The organism is Pedobacter sp. Leaf194, from assembly GCF_001423945.1.
Classification (GTDB): Bacteria; Bacteroidota; Bacteroidia; order Sphingobacteriales; family Sphingobacteriaceae; genus Pedobacter.
Genome location: NZ_LMPU01000008.1, coordinates 37,135 through 53,634 on the forward strand (window position 1 = coordinate 37,135; position 16,500 = coordinate 53,634).

Annotated in this window: 15 protein-coding genes and 2 tRNA genes; 7 read left to right on the forward strand and 10 right to left on the reverse strand. The window is 38.7% G+C overall.

Annotation, left to right across the window (positions count from 1 at the left end; translation table 11 throughout):
* Positions 1 to 33 precede the first annotated feature (33 nt).
* Genes trpB through trpD form a run of 3 tightly spaced genes read right to left on the reverse strand, consistent with a single transcriptional unit; the run spans position 34 to position 2,889 of the window.
* A complete protein-coding gene (trpB, locus tag ASG14_RS07850) occupies positions 34 to 1,215 on the reverse strand; it encodes a tryptophan synthase subunit beta (protein ID WP_200940330.1) in 1,182 nt (393 codons plus the stop codon).
* A gap of 31 nt (positions 1,216 to 1,246) precedes the next feature.
* Positions 1,247 to 1,903 carry a phosphoribosylanthranilate isomerase gene (locus ASG14_RS07855; RefSeq protein ID WP_056870530.1) on the reverse strand — a complete coding sequence of 219 codons (657 nt, stop codon included), beginning with the start codon at positions 1,901 to 1,903 and terminating at the stop codon, positions 1,247 to 1,249.
* Positions 1,903 to 2,889, reverse strand: a complete 987-nt coding sequence (gene trpD, locus ASG14_RS07860) for an anthranilate phosphoribosyltransferase (RefSeq protein WP_056870531.1) — start codon at positions 2,887 to 2,889, stop codon at positions 1,903 to 1,905. Before trpD ends, ASG14_RS07855 begins: the two co-directional genes overlap by 1 nt.
* 312 nt (positions 2,890 to 3,201) lie before the next feature.
* Between trpD and ASG14_RS07865 the strand changes: the two genes are divergently transcribed.
* Positions 3,202 to 4,149, forward strand: a complete 948-nt coding sequence (locus tag ASG14_RS07865) for an ion channel (RefSeq protein WP_056870532.1) — start codon at positions 3,202 to 3,204, stop codon at positions 4,147 to 4,149.
* 141 nt (positions 4,150 to 4,290) lie between these two features.
* Here the strand turns inward: ASG14_RS07865 and ASG14_RS07870 are convergent, their stop codons facing one another.
* From ASG14_RS07870 to recR, 3 genes are all read right to left on the reverse strand, one after another.
* Entirely contained in the window at positions 4,291 to 5,145 is an 855-nt protein-coding gene (locus ASG14_RS07870; RefSeq protein WP_056870955.1) for an alpha/beta hydrolase, read from the reverse strand.
* A 218-nt stretch (positions 5,146 to 5,363) separates the two neighbouring features.
* Positions 5,364 to 6,182, reverse strand: coding sequence for an SDR family oxidoreductase (locus ASG14_RS07875; protein ID WP_056870533.1), 819 nt, complete (start codon positions 6,180 to 6,182; stop codon positions 5,364 to 5,366).
* Positions 6,183 to 6,316: 134 nt separating this feature from the next.
* Positions 6,317 to 6,934 (reverse strand): recombination mediator RecR, encoded by a 618-nt coding sequence (gene recR / locus ASG14_RS07880; protein ID WP_056870534.1) that lies wholly within the window; start codon positions 6,932 to 6,934, stop codon positions 6,317 to 6,319.
* A 215-nt stretch (positions 6,935 to 7,149) separates the two neighbouring features.
* Here recR and ASG14_RS07890 point away from each other — a divergent pair, with 215 nt between their 5' ends.
* The 3 genes from ASG14_RS07890 (at position 7,150) to ASG14_RS07900 (ending at position 10,238) form a co-directional block, all read left to right on the forward strand.
* A complete protein-coding gene (locus ASG14_RS07890) occupies positions 7,150 to 8,658 on the forward strand; it encodes a sodium:solute symporter (RefSeq protein ID WP_056870536.1) in 1,509 nt (502 codons plus the stop codon).
* 19 nt (positions 8,659 to 8,677) lie between these two features.
* Positions 8,678 to 9,385, forward strand: a complete 708-nt coding sequence (locus tag ASG14_RS07895; protein ID WP_056870537.1) for a TIGR00730 family Rossman fold protein — start codon at positions 8,678 to 8,680, stop codon at positions 9,383 to 9,385.
* 355 nt (positions 9,386 to 9,740) lie between these two features.
* On the forward strand, positions 9,741 to 10,238 hold the full coding sequence (locus ASG14_RS07900) for a hypothetical protein (RefSeq protein ID WP_157274869.1): 498 nt from the start codon (positions 9,741 to 9,743) through the stop codon (positions 10,236 to 10,238).
* 78 nt (positions 10,239 to 10,316) lie between these two features.
* Here ASG14_RS07900 and ASG14_RS07905 read toward each other — a convergent pair whose 3' ends face one another.
* Positions 10,317 to 10,907 (reverse strand): DUF502 domain-containing protein, encoded by a 591-nt coding sequence (locus tag ASG14_RS07905; RefSeq protein ID WP_056870539.1) that lies wholly within the window; start codon positions 10,905 to 10,907, stop codon positions 10,317 to 10,319.
* A 167-nt stretch (positions 10,908 to 11,074) separates the two neighbouring features.
* A complete protein-coding gene (locus ASG14_RS07910) occupies positions 11,075 to 13,534 on the reverse strand; it encodes a bifunctional UDP-N-acetylmuramoyl-tripeptide:D-alanyl-D-alanine ligase/alanine racemase (RefSeq protein WP_056870540.1) in 2,460 nt (819 codons plus the stop codon).
* Positions 13,535 to 13,595: 61 nt separating this feature from the next.
* On the opposite strand from ASG14_RS07910, the gene ASG14_RS07915 reads away from it, so the two are divergent.
* From ASG14_RS07915 to ASG14_RS07925, 3 genes are all read left to right on the forward strand, one after another.
* Positions 13,596 to 14,084, forward strand: coding sequence for a regulatory protein RecX (locus tag ASG14_RS07915; RefSeq protein WP_056870541.1), 489 nt, complete (start codon positions 13,596 to 13,598; stop codon positions 14,082 to 14,084).
* 92 nt (positions 14,085 to 14,176) lie between these two features.
* A tRNA-Gly gene (locus ASG14_RS07920) sits at positions 14,177 to 14,249 on the forward strand.
* Positions 14,250 to 14,298: 49 nt separating this feature from the next.
* Positions 14,299 to 14,382: transfer RNA gene (locus ASG14_RS07925), tRNA-Leu, on the forward strand.
* Between the two features lie 236 nt (positions 14,383 to 14,618).
* Here ASG14_RS07925 and ASG14_RS07930 read toward each other — a convergent pair.
* Entirely contained in the window at positions 14,619 to 15,869 is a 1,251-nt protein-coding gene (locus tag ASG14_RS07930) for a sensor histidine kinase (RefSeq protein ID WP_056870542.1), read from the reverse strand.
* Positions 15,870 to 15,890: 21 nt separating this feature from the next.
* Positions 15,891 to 16,481, reverse strand: a complete 591-nt coding sequence (locus ASG14_RS07935) for a hypothetical protein (protein WP_056870543.1) — start codon at positions 16,479 to 16,481, stop codon at positions 15,891 to 15,893.
* Positions 16,482 to 16,500: the final 19 nt, after the last annotated feature.

Here is a 16,500-nt window from a genome sequence, read left to right on the forward strand (position 1 = left end):
GAAAATTGTTTACACCCTGCAATGTCGACGCTGTTATAAGTTGAAATATTTAATGTACGTATCTAAATCCTTATCACCCCGCCCAGATAGGCAAACTACTACATTTTCGCCACCTTTGAATTGCATTTTTCCCAGATGAGCTAAAGCATGAGCACTTTCAATCGCCGGAATAATGCCTTCCAGCTGGGTTAGTAACAAGCCTGCATCTAAGCTTTCTTCATCGGTTATTGAAACGTACTGTCCTCGACCGGTTTTAAACAAATGCGCATGTTGAGGGCCAATTCCCGGATAATCCAAACCCGCCGAAACCGAATGCGGCTCTACCACCTGCCCGTCGTTGGTTTGCATTAAAATACTTCTGCTGCCGTGTAAAACGCCTTCCTTGCCAAGGTAGGTAGTCGCTGCAGAAAACCCGCTTGAAACGCCCCTCCCCGCTGCTTCAACGGCTACAAGTTTAACATTTTCATCATCCATAAAATGATAAAACATGCCCATGGCATTGCTCCCACCGCCAACACAGGCTAAAACGTAGTCAGGCTGGTCGCTACCGGTTTGCTCTAAAAGCTGTTTTTTAGTTTCTTCAGAAATTATGGATTGGAAAATCGCAACCATATCCGGATAAGGATGCGGCCCAACCACAGAACCAATGATGTAGTGTGTATCAACAGGATTGTTTATCCAATCTCGCATCGCTTCGTTTGTTGCATCTTTCAGTGTTTTGCTACCCGAACTTGCAGGAACTACTTTAGCGCCTAACATTTTCATGCGGGCAACGTTTGGTGCCTGGCGTTCAATGTCGACTTCGCCCATGTAGATTACACATTCCAGATTACGTAATGCACACACCGTTGCTGTTGCCACACCATGCTGACCTGCGCCTGTTTCGGCGATAATCCTTTTTTTACCAAGCTTCTCGGCCAGCAAAATCTGCCCGATTGTGTTGTTAATTTTATGTGCACCTGTATGGTTTAGGTCTTCCCGCTTTAAAAAAATATTTGCGCCATACTTTTCCGACAACCGTTTCGCCAAATACAACGGTGAAGGGCGGCCTACATAATCTTTTAATAATTGATGAAATTCTTTTTGGAAACCGGCATCATCAATAATCTTTAAATAATTTTGACGTAACTCTTCTACGTTTGGATAAAGCATCTCCGGGATGTATGCTCCACCAAAATCTCCGTAATATCCTTTTTCGTTTACTTTATATTTCATAATATTTTTTATCAATCCATCAGTTCTAACATCATAAAGAAAGAGGCCTGCCTTGCTGCGACAAAATACTTTTAAACGCCTTAATCCGCTCCGCGTCTTTAAGTCCAGGCTCAACCTCAAATTTACTGTTAATATCAACAGCGTATAAGCGGCTATCTTCAATTTTTATTAACGCTTCCGCGTGCTCCAGCGTTACCCCGCCACTTAAAAAGTATGGCTTATTCAATTCATAGCCAGACAAAATGCGCCAGTCAAAAGTTTTTCCAGATCCGCCATGGGCTTTGGTTTTTGTGTCGAACAAAAAGTAATCTACACAGCTCTCGTAAGCATCCAAAACGGCAAAATCGAAATCTTCATCCACACCAAAAGCCTTAATAACTTCGAGGTTGTTAAAAGCGTTTTTGAGCAGTTGGCAATAATCAGCCGACTCGCTTCCATGTAACTGAACAGCTTTCAACTGGTAAAGATTTATTTTTTTCTTAACAACTTCCAGATCCTCGTCAACAAAAACGCCGACTGTTTTAATTTCAGCTGGGATGTACTTAATTAATTCTGCCGAAACATCGCTAATAAATCTTGGCGATTTCTCATAGAAAATAAAGCCTAAATAATCGGGCTGTAATGCTGCAACGGCCGCAATATTTGCCGCGAACTTCATTCCGCAAACTTTTACCTTTAATCCTTCCATCAGGCTACGAGCTTTTTAAAACTTTCAAGAGCTTTTTTACTGTTTAAGGATTCTTCAGCTTCGTAAAAACAATCTGCAAAGCTCGCTGACGGTTTTATGGTTTTAATTGCAAGTGCCGAATTGCACAAAACAACATTTGTTTGAACATCTGTAGCTTCTCCATTTAACACTTCCATAAATATTTTGGCTGATGATTCTACGCTGTCGCCACCTTTAATATCCATGGGAGAAACTTTATCGAAGCCCATATCATTTAGGGTTAAAATGCTTTCTCCTTTGTTATTAAAGGTTTTTACGTCGCAGGTTAGCGAAATTTCGTCGTAACCCTCAAGCGCATGCACAATGGTATAACTTTTTGTGGTATCCTGATACAGATAATTGTATAAGCGAGCCAGTTCCAGGCTAAATACGCCAACCATCTGGTATTTCGGCTGGGATGGATTTACCATAGGGCCTAACATATTAAAGAAGGTTTTTATACCTAAATCTTTACGAATTGGCGCTACAATTTTCATGGCCGGATTAAAAAGCGGCGCATGTAAAAAGCAAATGCCTGCCGAATCCAGGTTGCGTTTTAAAACATCCTGGTTGTTTGTAAAATTGTAACCCAGAAATTCCATTACGTTTGAAGAACCGCAACCCGAAGAAACGCCGTAATTACCATGTTTCGCAACTTTATGCCCAGCTCCGGCCACCACAAATGATGAAAGTGTTGAGATGTTAAATGTATCCTTTCCATCGCCACCTGTACCACAAAGATCGATTAACTCGAATCCGGAAAAATCTGCCTTAACACCTAAATCGAGCATAGCATCACGGAAACCCTGTAACTCATCAACGGTAATATTACGCATGGCATAAGCCGTAATAAACGCCGCAATTTGTGAAGAATTGAACTCGCCTTGTGTAATCGATATCAGGATACTCTTCGCCTCTTCCCTACTGAAACTTTTATTTTCAAATAAATGATTTAATATTCTTTTCATCTTTAATTTTTTTAATCCACAGATGAACACAGAAATTTTGCAACAACATTTTTCACTGGGTTCATACTTACTATCTGCGGTTAATTGTTCACAACGCGCTAGCGTTGCTTAAAAAATGCCATAAAAAAAGGATTGCTTTTTGGGCAATCCTTTTTATCGTTAATAAAATATTTTAAAATATATAACAACAGAATTTGCCTAACGAATTTCGTTATGCCACCACCAATTGTTATTTAAGTTTTTAATTATCATGTTTGTACCGAACAAATATTGATATAGTTTTTTATAATTCCAAAATCTTTGTAAAAATATATGGCTTTTTTCAAGAGAAAAGTACAGTTTAATGATGATTTGGGTTTCGGCTCGGCTCCGGTTATCAAAAATCAGCGGGTTTTAAATACGGACGGGACACCAAATGTAGAGCGCACAGGTTTACCCTGGTTTAAATTTGACGATACCTACACCCGACTGGTTACCATGAGCTGGTCGCGGTTTTTTCTTGTGATTCTTATTGCTTACCTCATTGTAAATACGCTTTTTGCGCTTGCATACAATATTGTTGGCATAGAAAATCTGGATGGTGCAAAGGGCGTTACGCTAAGAGATCAGTTTTTCGATGCCTTCTTTTTCTCCGCACAAACGATATCAACTGTGGGCTACGGGCACATTTCTCCGCAAGGTTTTATAACCAGTATTTTGGCCGCTTTTGAAAGTATGCTGGGTTTACTTGCCTTCGCATTGGCAACAGGTTTGCTATATGGCCGTTTCAGCCGCCCAACTTCAAAAGTAACTTTTACCAAGAAAATGGTTGTTGCGCCTTATCAAAACCAGACAGGGTTGATGTGTCGCCTCGCCAATTTGAGAAAAAACTCGCTAATCGATGTTGAAGCTCAAATGTTTATGACTTTTAATGAAACAGTTGATGGAAAACTAAAACGTAGCTTTTATCCGTTACAACTAGAGCGCAATAAAATTAGTTTGCTTTCTTTAAACTGGACGCTGGTCCATCCGATAACGGAAGACAGTCCGATGTTTGAAAAAAATCTCGACGAATTGAAAGTAGCGGAAGTTGAAATTTTTGTGATTCTGAGGGCGTTCGACGATACTTTTGCGCAAACCATCCATACCAGAACGAGCTACCAGGATGAAGACATCGAGTGGAACGCTAAATTTAAAATTATGCACTATAATGACGATGCTGGCAAAACAGTAATGGATTTTAGTCTTTTTGAACACACCGAAAAAATTGCAATAGCCTGATTTGTAGCATCCTTCCCGTTTAGCGTTTTGGCGTTTGAACAGAACAGATGCGCCAGCACAGCGATGGTCAAACCACAACTGTCTGCTAATTTCCTTTTTTTAATCAACGTTTGGTGCAAGGATAGATGATAAAAATCGATGTTATTTTTTATCTCCGGCTGATGATACCCGGAGCACAAAGTTAACAATATCATCATACAAGTCATTTCCACCGAATATCATTTGTGTAATCATCGGAACATGGCTTTTCCCTTTCACTTCCTTCATTTCTGCAACTACGTTATTGGCTTTTAGCTTTTCGTATAATTTTGGGGTTTGTATTTTGATGGCAGGATAGGTTTTGCTTCCATAAAAAAGCAAATGCGGATTTTTAATGTTGTTTACGTAATCCAGAGGTGAGGCAACTTTCCAAACCTCAGGTTTTTTACTAAAAGTTCTTAGAAAATCGTAGTAATAGTCATCCTTTTCAGCTTCAGTTAAATATTGATAGATATCCAGTCCGAAAGGGTCGTTCAAAATCATCCCTTTGATTGGGTTTTTGAGACCGGCTTGCTTAAAATATTTTGGATCAGCATTAATCAATTCGCCTAGATGCGCACCTGCCGAATGCCCCATTACAAAAATCTTATCCAGACTTGCGGTGTAGTCCGCTATGTTTTGTTGTACCCATTTCACAGCCAAAGCACAATCGGCGGCCATTTTTTCAAATTGTGCATCAGGCGCCAGCGGATAATTAATAATAACTGTTACAATTCCTTTTCTGGCAAAGTTTCTACCCAGCCACCAATAAGTTTCTTTTTTACCACTGCTCCAGGAGCCGCCATGAATAAAAATCAAAACAGGCTTATTTTTTATGCTATCTTTTTTATAAAAAATATTGAGCGTGTTTTTTTCGTCTGTGTTGCCTGCGTAATTTAAGTTTTTTGCTGTTTTTACCTGAGCGGATGATATAATGGTTTGAAACAAGAGCATCACTAAAAAGAAATATTTTATCATATTTAAAATGGCTTTTCCATTCAACAGTAAACAAACGAAATTGTTGGCAAAGTGGATTTTATTAGAGCTTGATTGACAAATACTTCAGGCTTATTAAAAATACTAACCATTAAATCCAATATGCCAGGCAAATCCTTTACGAAAAAAATAAGGTGAAGTGCCAGAAGCAATAAAAAAACCCAATACCAAAAAGAGAAGCGTGTTAGGCTATTGATGACCTACCCTTTAATCAATGGATTTTTCTCTTTCGCAAACAGATCAAAAACTTTCTTATCAACAAATGAGGGAAAGAGTTTATTCATCCAAACAGCTAATTTCCCCTGTCCGGTCATAATCAACGTTCTTTTTCGCTGTTCAATACCGTCTGCAATAATTGTCGCAACTTCTTCCGATGTCATCATTTTACCCTCATCCATGCTGGTTTCCCCATGCGCAGCACCGTCTTTGGAAAGAGCAGTTACCCGAATGTTTGATGCCGTAAAACCCGGACAAGCCAACAAAACGTTAACACCGGTTTTTAGCAATTCAGTGCGCAAAGATTCCATAAAGCCATTCATGGCAAATTTAGAGGCCGAGTAACCCGTTCGTCCAGGTAAACCACGAAAGCCAGCAATTGAAGAAATTCCAACGACAGTGCCTTTGGTTTTTAAAATTTCTGGCAGGGCATATTTTGTGCAGTAAACTGTTCCCCAGAAGTTTACGTCCATCAAATTTTTCAACACCGATAAATCTAAATCGTTAAAAAGTGCCCGCATTGATAAACCCGCATTGTTTACGAGAATATCAATTTTCTGGAAAGAGACTAAAGTTTGTTTTATGATTAATTCGCAATCGGCTTCTTTACTCACATCCGCTTGAACAGCAACTGCCCGAATCGCGTATTTACGTTCTAAATCGGCTGTTATCTCGCAAAGGGTAACATATTGCCTTGCCGCCAAAACCAAATTGGCACCGCGTTTAGCAAATTCTTCGGCGCAGGCTTTTCCAATTCCGCTTGATGCACCTGTAATGATGATAACTTTATCTTTTAAATTCATTTTATTCGCAAATATCTAGGTAGCTGTGTTGAGTATGTGATTGGATGCCATTTACAGAATTTTCAGCGGTTTTTGGTTAAAGACTGGCACCAAAGGCGAGCTCTGGCTATTTAACAAACCGGCTCTATAAATTATTATTTCATCATCGCGTTTTCGTACGGTACGCGGGTAATAATAGAACGGCCAAGCGTTATCTCATCGGTGTATTCCAGTTCGCCACCAAAAGCAATTCCCCTGGCAATTGTTGTAATCGGGATGTTAAACTCTTTTAATCTTTTATAAAGGTAAAACAGTGTGGTATCGCCCTCCATATTAGGACTAAGCGCCAATATCACTTCTTTAACATCGCCTGCTGAAACGCGTTGAACTAAGCCATCGATGTATAAATCTGCAGGACCGACACCATCCATAGGCGAAATTAAGCCGCCAAGAACATGGTAAACGCCAAAATATTGACCTGTATTTTCAATCGCCATAACATCGCGGGTATCTTCAACCACACAAATCGTTTCTCTATCTCGCTTGTGCGAAGTACAGATTTCACAAATGGTGTGATCGGAAATGTTGTAGCAAATGCTGCAGTTTTTTATTTGTTGCTTAAGCTTAATTAACGTATTCCCGAACTGATTCACCTCTTCCTGTTCCTTATTTAAAAGATGTAAAACCAGTCGTAAAGCTGTTTTCTGCCCAACACCCGGTAATTTCGAAAATTCGTTTACCGCATCTTCCAGCAGTTTGGATGAAAAATTCATATATGCAAAAATATACTAAAAGTTTGATTCGAAAAATTGTTTGGTTGTTATATTATGATATTGCTAAACGACTGCATTTCGCAATCGAAAAACTAATTAACTACGTTGCCGAGCATATATTAAACTGGCAATTTATCTACCGACCAATATTACAATTCTCTAAACCCTTGACTTTAAATCGTAATTTCTTACATTTAGCACCTTAAAACAAAACTATGTCGCCAACCATTCTCTTGTGCTTTTTAATCGGTTACTTCCTGGTACTGATAATTATCTCATTTGTAACCTCAAAAAACTCTTCTGATAACAACTCTTTTTTCGTTGCCAACAGGAATTCGAAATGGTACTTAGTGGCCTTTGGAATGATTGGAACAGCGCTTTCAGGTGTAACATTTATTTCCGTTCCCGGCGAAGTTGGTGCCCCCGCAGGAAACCAGTTTCAGTATTTTCAATTTGTTTTAGGTAATGCCGTTGGTTTTATAATTATTTGCACCGTGCTGCTGCCTCTGTATTACAGGATGAATCTAACATCCATTTATAGTTATATTGAACAGCGTTTGGGCCATTACAGTTACAAAACCGCAGCATCAATATTTCTGTTAAGTCGCACACTTGGCTCGGCAACCAGGCTTTATTTAGTAGTAATTGTTCTACAGCGTTTTATCTTCGATAATTATGGCATTCCGTTCTGGCTGACCATATTAATATCTTTGGCTTTAATTTGGTCTTACACCTTTAAAGGTGGCTTAAAAACCATCATTATTACTGATACGCTGCAAACGTTTTTTCTGGTTTTATCGGTTTTCTTAACCATCTATTTCATCTGTAATAGTTTAAATTTTAGTATTCCGCAGGCTTTTGAAACCATCAAAGACAGCAGCTATTCAAAAATATTCTTTTGGGATGATTTCTTAACTAACAAATGGTATTTCAGCAAGCAGTTTATTGGTGGTATTTTTGTAACCATTGCCATGACGGGTTTGGACCAGGATTTAATGCAGAAGAATTTAAGCATGGGCACCATAAAAGAGGCGCAAAAAAACATGTTTACTTTTACCGGTGTGTTTGTAATTTTAAACGTTTTCTTTTTAAGTGTTGGCGCTTTGCTATACATTTTCGCTGCAAAAAACGGCATCGATATTCCATTGGATCACATAACTGGTAAACCGAGAACAGATTTGCTTTTTCCTGAAATTGCGCTAAATAATTTAGGTGCCGTGCCTGCTATTATTTTTATGCTGGGCTTAACAGCTGCAACCTTCGCGACTACAGATTCTGCTCTTACAGCGTTAACAACATCCTTTTGTGTAGATTTTTTAGGGATGGCCAAAGCCGATAAACAGAATGATGGAAGTGCGGTTAAGAAAAGGCATACCGTTCATATTGCATTCTCAATTTTAATGTTTCTGGTTATCATCGTTATTAATGCATTGAATAGTTCATCGGTCGTGAGTTTAATTTTTACCATAGCCTCCTATACCTACGGCCCGCTTTTAGGACTTTATAGTTTTGGACTGTTTGTAAAAAAACGCGGCTTGCATGATAAATTAGTGCCGATAGTTTGCATATTATCGCCTTTTTTATGTTACTTGCTTTCTAGCTACTCAAAAGAATTATTGGGGGGTTACGTTTTTAGTGTAGAACTGATTTTAATAAACGGTTTAATCACATTTATCGGCTTGCTTTTCATCAGCAAAAAAACTGATGCGCAAACCAGGTTTTAATATTTAGTATACAGATTATATGACGAGTGAAGAAAAAATTAGAAGTGCTTTTGAAAATAAAGATTGGCAGGAAATCAAGGTAACGGATTCCTGGCAGATATTTAAAATAATGGCTGAGTTTGTGGATGGTTTTGAGAAACTTGCCAAAATTGGCCCTTGTGTTACGATTTACGGTTCTGCCCGAACGGCACAAACAAACAGATATTACCAACTTGCAGAACAATGTGGCAAGCTATTAACCGACCGCGGTTATGGCGTAATTACCGGCGGAGGCCCCGGCATTATGGAAGCTGGTAATAAAGGTGCACATACAAATGGCGGTAAATCGGTTGGCTTAAACATTGAGTTGCCATTTGAGCAATTCCACAACAAATATATAGACCATAACAAGTTGCTCGAGTTCGACTACTTCTTTGTACGCAAGGTGATGTTTATGAAGTATAGTCAGGGTTTTGTGGTTTTACCCGGCGGTTTCGGCACAATGGATGAGCTTTTTGAGGCTTTGACTTTGATTCAGACCGGCAAGATTGCCCGTTTTCCAATCGTATTGCTAGGCAAAGATTACTGGAGCGGATTAATCGATTGGATTAAAGGGACGATGTTGCAGGCAGAACACAATATTCATGAAGAAGATTTAAATCTTTTCCGATTGGTAGATACTGCTGAAGAGGCTGCTGAGCATATTTTTAGATTCTATGATAAGTATGTATTGAAACCGAATTTTTAGATTAGATTGTTTGAAGGGCTATAACCATTGCGAAAATTTTAGAGCTTGAGGTCATCTGGCATGTAATCCTTCAAAAATTAATAATTGTTTAAGCGTTTGTTTTACAAACGCTTTTTTTATGCCTCATAATTTATATGTAACAACTTTTAGAAACCGTTATCTAAGTAATAACGTAATTAGAATGGCGAAACTCATTCAGCAAAAAAAGTGCCTTGATACGACGGCAGGATGCTAATTTTGCCAGCTTTAATAAAAAAATTACAACAAAATACCCGCTGAACTTGTTGCTGCTCTCGTACCAAGAATTGCTAATCGCGACATCGCATGATTGTTAAATTATAAAAATCCAAAAAATATGGAGCAAACTTTAAATTGGAGAAAAGGCTTATTTGATAGCAATTATCAGGTATTTGGCAACGCATTGCTGAAATTTTCCCTCAATTTTAGTTCGCTTAAAAACTCGGCTATAGCAACAACGCAACAAGGTATATATCTTTTAAAAAGTGAAGGTTATTCCAATCCTGAAACCAAGATTCTAAACAACAAAAATGAAGTGTTGGCGATTATCCGGTATGACTGGGTAGGTTTTAAAGCTAAAATACTTTTTACCTCTGGCGAAGTATTCGATTGGAGCTTCCAGAATAGCTGGCTAAGCCGGTGGACAATAAATAACCACAAAGCCAAGCAAATTATTTATAATTCATCAACTAACAGCGGTCTCATTCACGCAAATATGGACGATGAAATTCTAATTTTTACGGGCCTGTTTATACGCGAATATTACTCAAGGATTTTATATGCTTTGGTACTACTGGTAATTTTGATGTCGTTTACCAGAAATATTCTGGTTTAGGCATGCATTGATAACCAAGGTTTTAGCTTATCGAAATTGATTCCTTAGTCTATTATCAAGAAGTAACTTCCGGCAATATCACAGTCCACTCACACCACCACTTACCACCAGTTTCATTGCATCGGCGGCACTGATATTCAAATCTTTCACCTTTTCCCTTTTCACGATGCATAACTGGCCGGCAAACGAATAAGACAGTGGAAAGTAGACAGCAACCTCATCAGCCAAATCTATTTTCCGCAAATCATTTTGAGTAAGAAAACCAATCTTTCGCAACCCGCCCTCCACTTCTACAAGCACCGGATGATTAAATTTTTTCTCATCGCCAACGAAAGCCTCAGTCAAATCCTTTATCGAAGAATAGATGAAGTTTAGCAGAGGCAAACGGTGCATCATGCGTTGAAACCAATTGTACATTGGCTCTGTTACCAAATTTGTAACAAAGATTCCGGCGAGTAAAATAATTGTTAAAACGGTAAGCAAGCCTAAGCCAGGAATGTTTCTGCTCTCGCCCGTGCGGGGGTTTACGCCGAGAATGTTGTTAACATTCAGCCAGCTATCAACTGTTGTTACAGCCCAGACCACAATGAAAATACTCACAGCGATAGGCACAACGATTAATAAACCTTTGATAAGATAGTTTAAAACGGCTTTCCCTACTTTGTTCATGCTGCAAACTTATTCAAAAATGTTCAATAGTTCATTAGCCATTGGTGCAATGGTTGGCAACCTGAATAACTTAAAGCTTCATTCTTAACCGATATCCTATCAAAAATAACCATATCTGGAGTAAACCTATTGAACCAAATGACTTAATCACAAAAAATAAAGCCAATTTATTCGTAAAAATAGACCCGTTTTACCCTTTGAGATATATTGGTAAGAATTTCGTAAGAAATTGTGTTCACTTGTTTAGCAAGTTCCATAATGTCATGCTCGCGGTTAAAAACAATTGCTTCATCACCCGGCTTAACGTCAACTCCGGAAACATCGAGCATGGTCATATCCATACAAATCGAGCCAATTGTTGCAACTAAATTGCCGTTGATAAGCATTTTACCGATACCATTGCCAAAAGCACGGCTATATCCATCAGCATATCCAATTTTTACAGTAGCAATTTTACCTCCGTTCGGCAGCACGCCTTTCCTGCTGTAACCAACGGTTTCCCCTGCATCGAGGGTTTTAACCTGCGTAACCGTAGTTTTTAACACCATAGTAGTTTGCAAGCCACGATTGTTTGCAAGGGCAGAATCGAAACCATATAAACCGATTCCCAATCGTACCATATCCATTTGCGCATCGGGCCAGCGGCTAATACCCGAAGTATTGGCAATGTGCAGCAAAGGCTTGTAAGTCAAGACAGCGATTAGTTCCGTAGCAATGGCGCTAAATTTATCTATCTGCGCTTGTGTAAAACCATCATGCTCGGCCTCTGCACTGGCAACCAGATGGGAGAAAATACTTTGCACGCTTACACGCTGTGAATCTTTTAGCATAGCTGATAAGTGCTCGACATCTTTTTTATCAAAACCTAAACGATGCATTCCACTATCAATTTTGATGTGTATCGGGTAATCAAAGTCGTAATCTGAAAGTGCATTTAGGAAACTGTTTAATATTTCCAGACTGTAAATTTCGGGCTCGAGGTTGTGTTTAATAATCGCTTCAAAAGCCGACTCTTCCGGGCTCATTACCATAATTGGCAAGGTGATTCCTGCTTTACGTAATGCGATACCTTCATCTGCATAGGCAACCGCCAGGTAATCAACTTTATGAAACTGTAATAAATTGGCAATTTCAAAACTACCGCTTCCGTAAGAAAAGGCTTTTACCATAGCCATAATTTTCACACCGGGTTTAATTTTTGAGCGGTAAAATTGCAGGTTGCCAACCATTGCATTTAAATCGATTTCCAAAACTGTATCATGAACTTTTTGCGTCAAAAGTTTACTGATCCGGCCAAATTCAAATCGTCGTGCACCCTTTACCAGAATGGTTTCATGGCTAAACTGCATGCCAGGAAAGGCTTCTATAAATGCTAGCGTATCTTCAAAAAACTCCGTTTCAAGTTGAAAAAGTTCGGCATATCTGGCAATATGAGGTCCAATTCCTATCAATCGGTTTACCTTTTTCTGTGCCAACAAATCAGCGATTTCTGTGTATAAGTCGAAATCATCCTGACCGGTTTCAAATAATTCGGATAGGATAACGGTTTTCTTGGGATGTTGATTCTGCTGGTTCAGGAAATCTAAAGCAATTGCAAGAGAGGAAATGTCTGCGCTATAAGAATCATCGATAATGGAACACTGATTAATCCCGGTTTTAAGCTCTAAACGCATACTTACATGGCTTAATTTCTCCAGGCGCAAATCTGCTTGTTCTGCAGAATATCCAAGAGCCAGCAATGTTGCCCAACAAATCATACCGTTTTCAATTGATGCCTTATCTTTAAAAGGAAGCATACATTCTATTTCTCTATCCTTGTAAATTGCCCGTAAATAACAATTTCCTTCTATGGGTTCCACAGCAACAATCCGTAAATCGGCAGGCTGCTTACTGCTCCAGCTAAATTTCGTTTTGCCAGGCAAATCTCTAAAACTGACTTCCCCAACATAATCAGGAGAATAAATAAATAGTTCTGTATCCTTAAATAATTTCAGCTTCTCTTTCAGTTTTTCTCGCTTCGAACTGAAACCTTCTGCATGTGCCTCGCCAATATTGGTAAGAATGCCAATTTGAGGCTGAATGATATCGGCAAGAATTTCCATCTCATCAACCGCGGAAATTCCGGCCTCAAAAATCCCAAGGGTATTAACTGCTTCAATTTGCCAAACAGAAAGCGCTACCCCAATTTGAGAGTTGTAGCTTTTCGGACTGCGAACAATATTGTAATCAGCTGCCAAAAGTTGGTACAACCATTCTTTAACAATTGTTTTCCCGTTGCTACCTGTAATTCCTATCGTTTTTAGGTCGAAATGACTTCGGTGTGCTATTGCCAGTTTTTGTAACGCAGACAGCGCATTGGCAACAACAATAAAATTGCAATCCGAATATTCTTGCACATACTTTTCTTCCGTAATTACAAAATTTCTGATGTCTTTATTATAAGCGTCTCTAATGAATTCATGTCCATCGCGGTGCGAAGACAAGGCAAAAAATAACGAATTCCCGGGAACCGCAACCGAACGGCTATCAATTATAAGGTATTGGATAATTGCCTGTGTATCAATTATTCTGGCATCAGCATTTAATATTTCAGCAATTTTGGAAATTGTATAACTTGGGTCGTTCATGTTATTAAATTCAGAAAAATACAGTTATCGTTCTTATTTTTACGAATTTCAGTAAATAATTATGAAAACTGGTAAACAAGAAGGTATAATATTAGACAAAAAACAGGCACTCGCCAAGGCCGAAAGTTTTTGCGTTTACCAGGAACGTTCGCAAAAGGAAGTTCGCTATAAATTGGTAGAATGGGGAATGCGGGGCGATGAACTGGAGGAAATTTTGACTGAACTAATTCTAAACAATTTTTTAAATGAAGAACGGTTTGCAAAATCGTATGCTTCGGGGAAATTTAACATCAAAAAATGGGGAAGAATAAAAATTAAACAAGGCTTAAAGTTAAAGGGGGTTCCTGATAAACTTTTACAAAAAGCACTTTACAGTTTGGATGATGATGATTACATGCGAACTTTGGAAAATTTAGCGGTAAAAAAAGCAAACACCTTAGGGGAATCAAACGCTTTAAAACGAAAAATGAAGCTAATGACCTATCTCCAGGGAAGAGGATTTGAAAATGATTTGATTTTACTTGCGCTGAAAGCCAGCAATTTAAACTAAATATTAAATTTTTAATAAAAAATCTCTTGACAGAAATATAAATCTGTCTATATTTGCATCACCAAAACGAAACGGTACACTGTTTTGTAAATGCGAAAGTAGCTCAGTTGGTAGAGCACGACCTTGCCAAGGTCGGGGTCGCGAGTTCGAATCTCGTCTTTCGCTCTAAATGCTTTCCTACCAGAAAGCATTTATTTTAAAAGGCTAATCACCTGCTCGGGTGGTGGAACTGGTAGACACGCAGGACTTAAAATCCTGTGCTTTCAAAGGCGTGCGGGTTCGATTCCCGCCCCGAGTACTTCAAAAAAATAATCGAATTAAAGCCATCTCAGCAGATGGCTTTTTTATTTGGAAACTGGTTCAGCGCTAAAATGTTTCGCCCTATTTTGAGATTTAACTGGCACTAGAAAGCCAGCAAAAAACGGTACTCGAAGATAAAAAGATAAGGTAAATCGCCAAAGATTTGTTTAAATGCTTGACAACAAACTGAAACACGTTAATTTAAAATACTGATAACTAGCCCATAAAAAATTTCTACGCTATTGGGCTGGTTGGAATGTTTAAGGTAACCAAAGTCCCGCCGTTGCGATTTTTAGCATAAGTAACACCTGCATTTTGATTACGCTCCTTCCCTAGCAATTGCAATCTTTCTTCACAAATAATACTCGAAAGTGAATGATGGTTTTGCACCTTATTTTCGCTTAGGAATTGTCCGCTGTCCATAATGTCAACCTTTAAAATTTGGTCTGTCAAAACAAAATTCACTTGAATGAAACCATTATTTTGGCTTAAGTTTAAGCCGTGCAAAATTGAATTTTCTACGAAAGGCTGTACAAGCATAGGCGGCAACATTATGGCATCTAAATCTTCATTTGGAGTTTGCAAGGAAAACTGAAATGCATTGTTGTATCGCATCTGTTGCAAACTGAGGTAGTTTTCCAAGGTTTCAATTTCGTCGCTTAAAGGCACTAATTTTTCGCGGCTTAACTCCAGGCTGCTCCTTAATAAGCGACTGAATTGGTGCAGGTATTTAATGGCTTTATCTTTCTCTTCCAGGCGAATGAAACTCTGCAAGGCAGAGAGCGTATTGAAAATGAAATGCGGCTCCATTTGCGTTCGCAGTAATTGCTGTTGCAATTGTACTTTTTCTTTTTCTTGTTTAAGTTTATGTTGTTTGTAAATGCTGTAGTACAGGATGATGAAAATAAGCAGCAACAAAACAATTAAAGCGGTGATGAGCAAAACAAGTCGGTTTCGCTCGAGTTTTAAGTTATTTAGCTTGATATCTTTATTAAGCGTACTAATAGATTTATCTTTGACCTGTATTTGGTAAAGTGCATTCATTTCCGCAATTGCCTGTGTGTTTTCACGCCCCAAGTTTTCCTTTTGAAGTTTGATTGCCTCGTTGGCCGCATCAAGCGCTTTGCCCTTTTGTCCGACAGCAGCATAATAGTCTGAGCGGGCTTGATATCCTCTTATTAAATCTTCGTATTTTAAAAATCTGCTGCTTTGCTTAAGCAAATCTTCTGTTTTCTTCTTGTAAACAGCTGCCCTGGTAAAGTCTTTCAACCTGGTGTAATTTATAAGAATGTTAACGTAAGAAATATAAAGATTGCTCATCGATGTTTCGTCCAATCTATTTACATCATACATCTTTTCATCAACCTTCGTGTTGAGCAAAGCATATTTCAAAACACTGTCAGCGTTTTTATGCTTATCGAAATAGAACAATTTACAATCGTACAAAAACCTGGGGTTAAAATCGTAAGGATAGGTGGCCTGCAATCTTTCTAGTTTTTTAAGGTATCATTCAACATCTTTATCGGGCAAATTTGATTTGTAAATATCGATTATCAACTGCACCAATACTTTCTGTTGATTGACCGAATTTGGCGGTAATTTCGGCATCAGCTTAAAGGCAGCTAAATCCATTTTGTACGCGAGACTGTATTGCTGCAAATTTTTATTGCTTTGCGATGCAGACAATAACATGATTGCTTTCGACATATCGCTCAGCTTTACTGTACTATCTGCGAGTACGATAATCGCAGCTTTGTTATAGTAGTAGTTTGCCTGATGTTCGAGCGTTTCGCTGTAGGCAAGGTTGCCCATGCCCGTGTAAATTCGGGCTTTTACAGCCAAAAAATCGCTGCCCTGCTCTACCAGCTCTAGTCCTTGTTGCAAGTAAAATTTCGAGCTATCAACATTTTTCTGAGCATACATTCTGCCCAGGTTATATTTTACACTGGCATTTAAATTGGTATCTGCCAACACTACTGCATCTCTATTAAATACTTTCCAGGTATTTAAAATACTATCGGCGTTATTTGGATGGGTTGGTTTTGTCGCGAGTTCATCAATTGCCTTGTTGTAAGCAAGTAATTTATCGCTTTCCAATTTGGAGAATCGCTGCTTG

Excerpts from the sequence above, each read along its gene's own strand:
- ASG14_RS07905 (WP_056870539.1), bottom strand. The coding sequence starts at position 10,907 with ATGAACAAAGTAGGGAAAGCCGTTTTAAACTATCTTATCAAAGGTTTA.
- recR (WP_056870534.1), bottom strand. The coding sequence starts at position 6,934 with ATGAATTTTTCATCCAAACTGCTGGAAGATGCGGTAAACGAATTTTCG.
- ASG14_RS07910 (WP_056870540.1), bottom strand. The coding sequence starts at position 13,534 with ATGAACGACCCAAGTTATACAATTTCCAAAATTGCTGAAATATTAAAT.
- ASG14_RS07870 (WP_056870955.1), bottom strand. The coding sequence starts at position 5,145 with ATGATAAAATATTTCTTTTTAGTGATGCTCTTGTTTCAAACCATTATA.
- ASG14_RS07890 (WP_056870536.1), top strand. The coding sequence starts at position 7,150 with ATGTCGCCAACCATTCTCTTGTGCTTTTTAATCGGTTACTTCCTGGTA.
- trpB (WP_200940330.1), bottom strand. The coding sequence starts at position 1,215 with ATGAAATATAAAGTAAACGAAAAAGGATATTACGGAGATTTTGGTGGA.
- ASG14_RS07915 (WP_056870541.1), top strand. The coding sequence starts at position 13,596 with ATGAAAACTGGTAAACAAGAAGGTATAATATTAGACAAAAAACAGGCA.
- ASG14_RS07865 (WP_056870532.1), top strand. The coding sequence starts at position 3,202 with ATGGCTTTTTTCAAGAGAAAAGTACAGTTTAATGATGATTTGGGTTTC.
- ASG14_RS07875 (WP_056870533.1), bottom strand. The coding sequence starts at position 6,182 with ATGAATTTAAAAGATAAAGTTATCATCATTACAGGTGCATCAAGCGGA.
- ASG14_RS07855 (WP_056870530.1), bottom strand. The coding sequence starts at position 1,903 with ATGGAAGGATTAAAGGTAAAAGTTTGCGGAATGAAGTTCGCGGCAAAT.
- trpD (WP_056870531.1), bottom strand. The coding sequence starts at position 2,889 with ATGAAAAGAATATTAAATCATTTATTTGAAAATAAAAGTTTCAGTAGG.
- ASG14_RS07900 (WP_157274869.1), top strand. The coding sequence starts at position 9,741 with ATGGAGCAAACTTTAAATTGGAGAAAAGGCTTATTTGATAGCAATTAT.
- ASG14_RS07895 (WP_056870537.1), top strand. The coding sequence starts at position 8,678 with ATGACGAGTGAAGAAAAAATTAGAAGTGCTTTTGAAAATAAAGATTGG.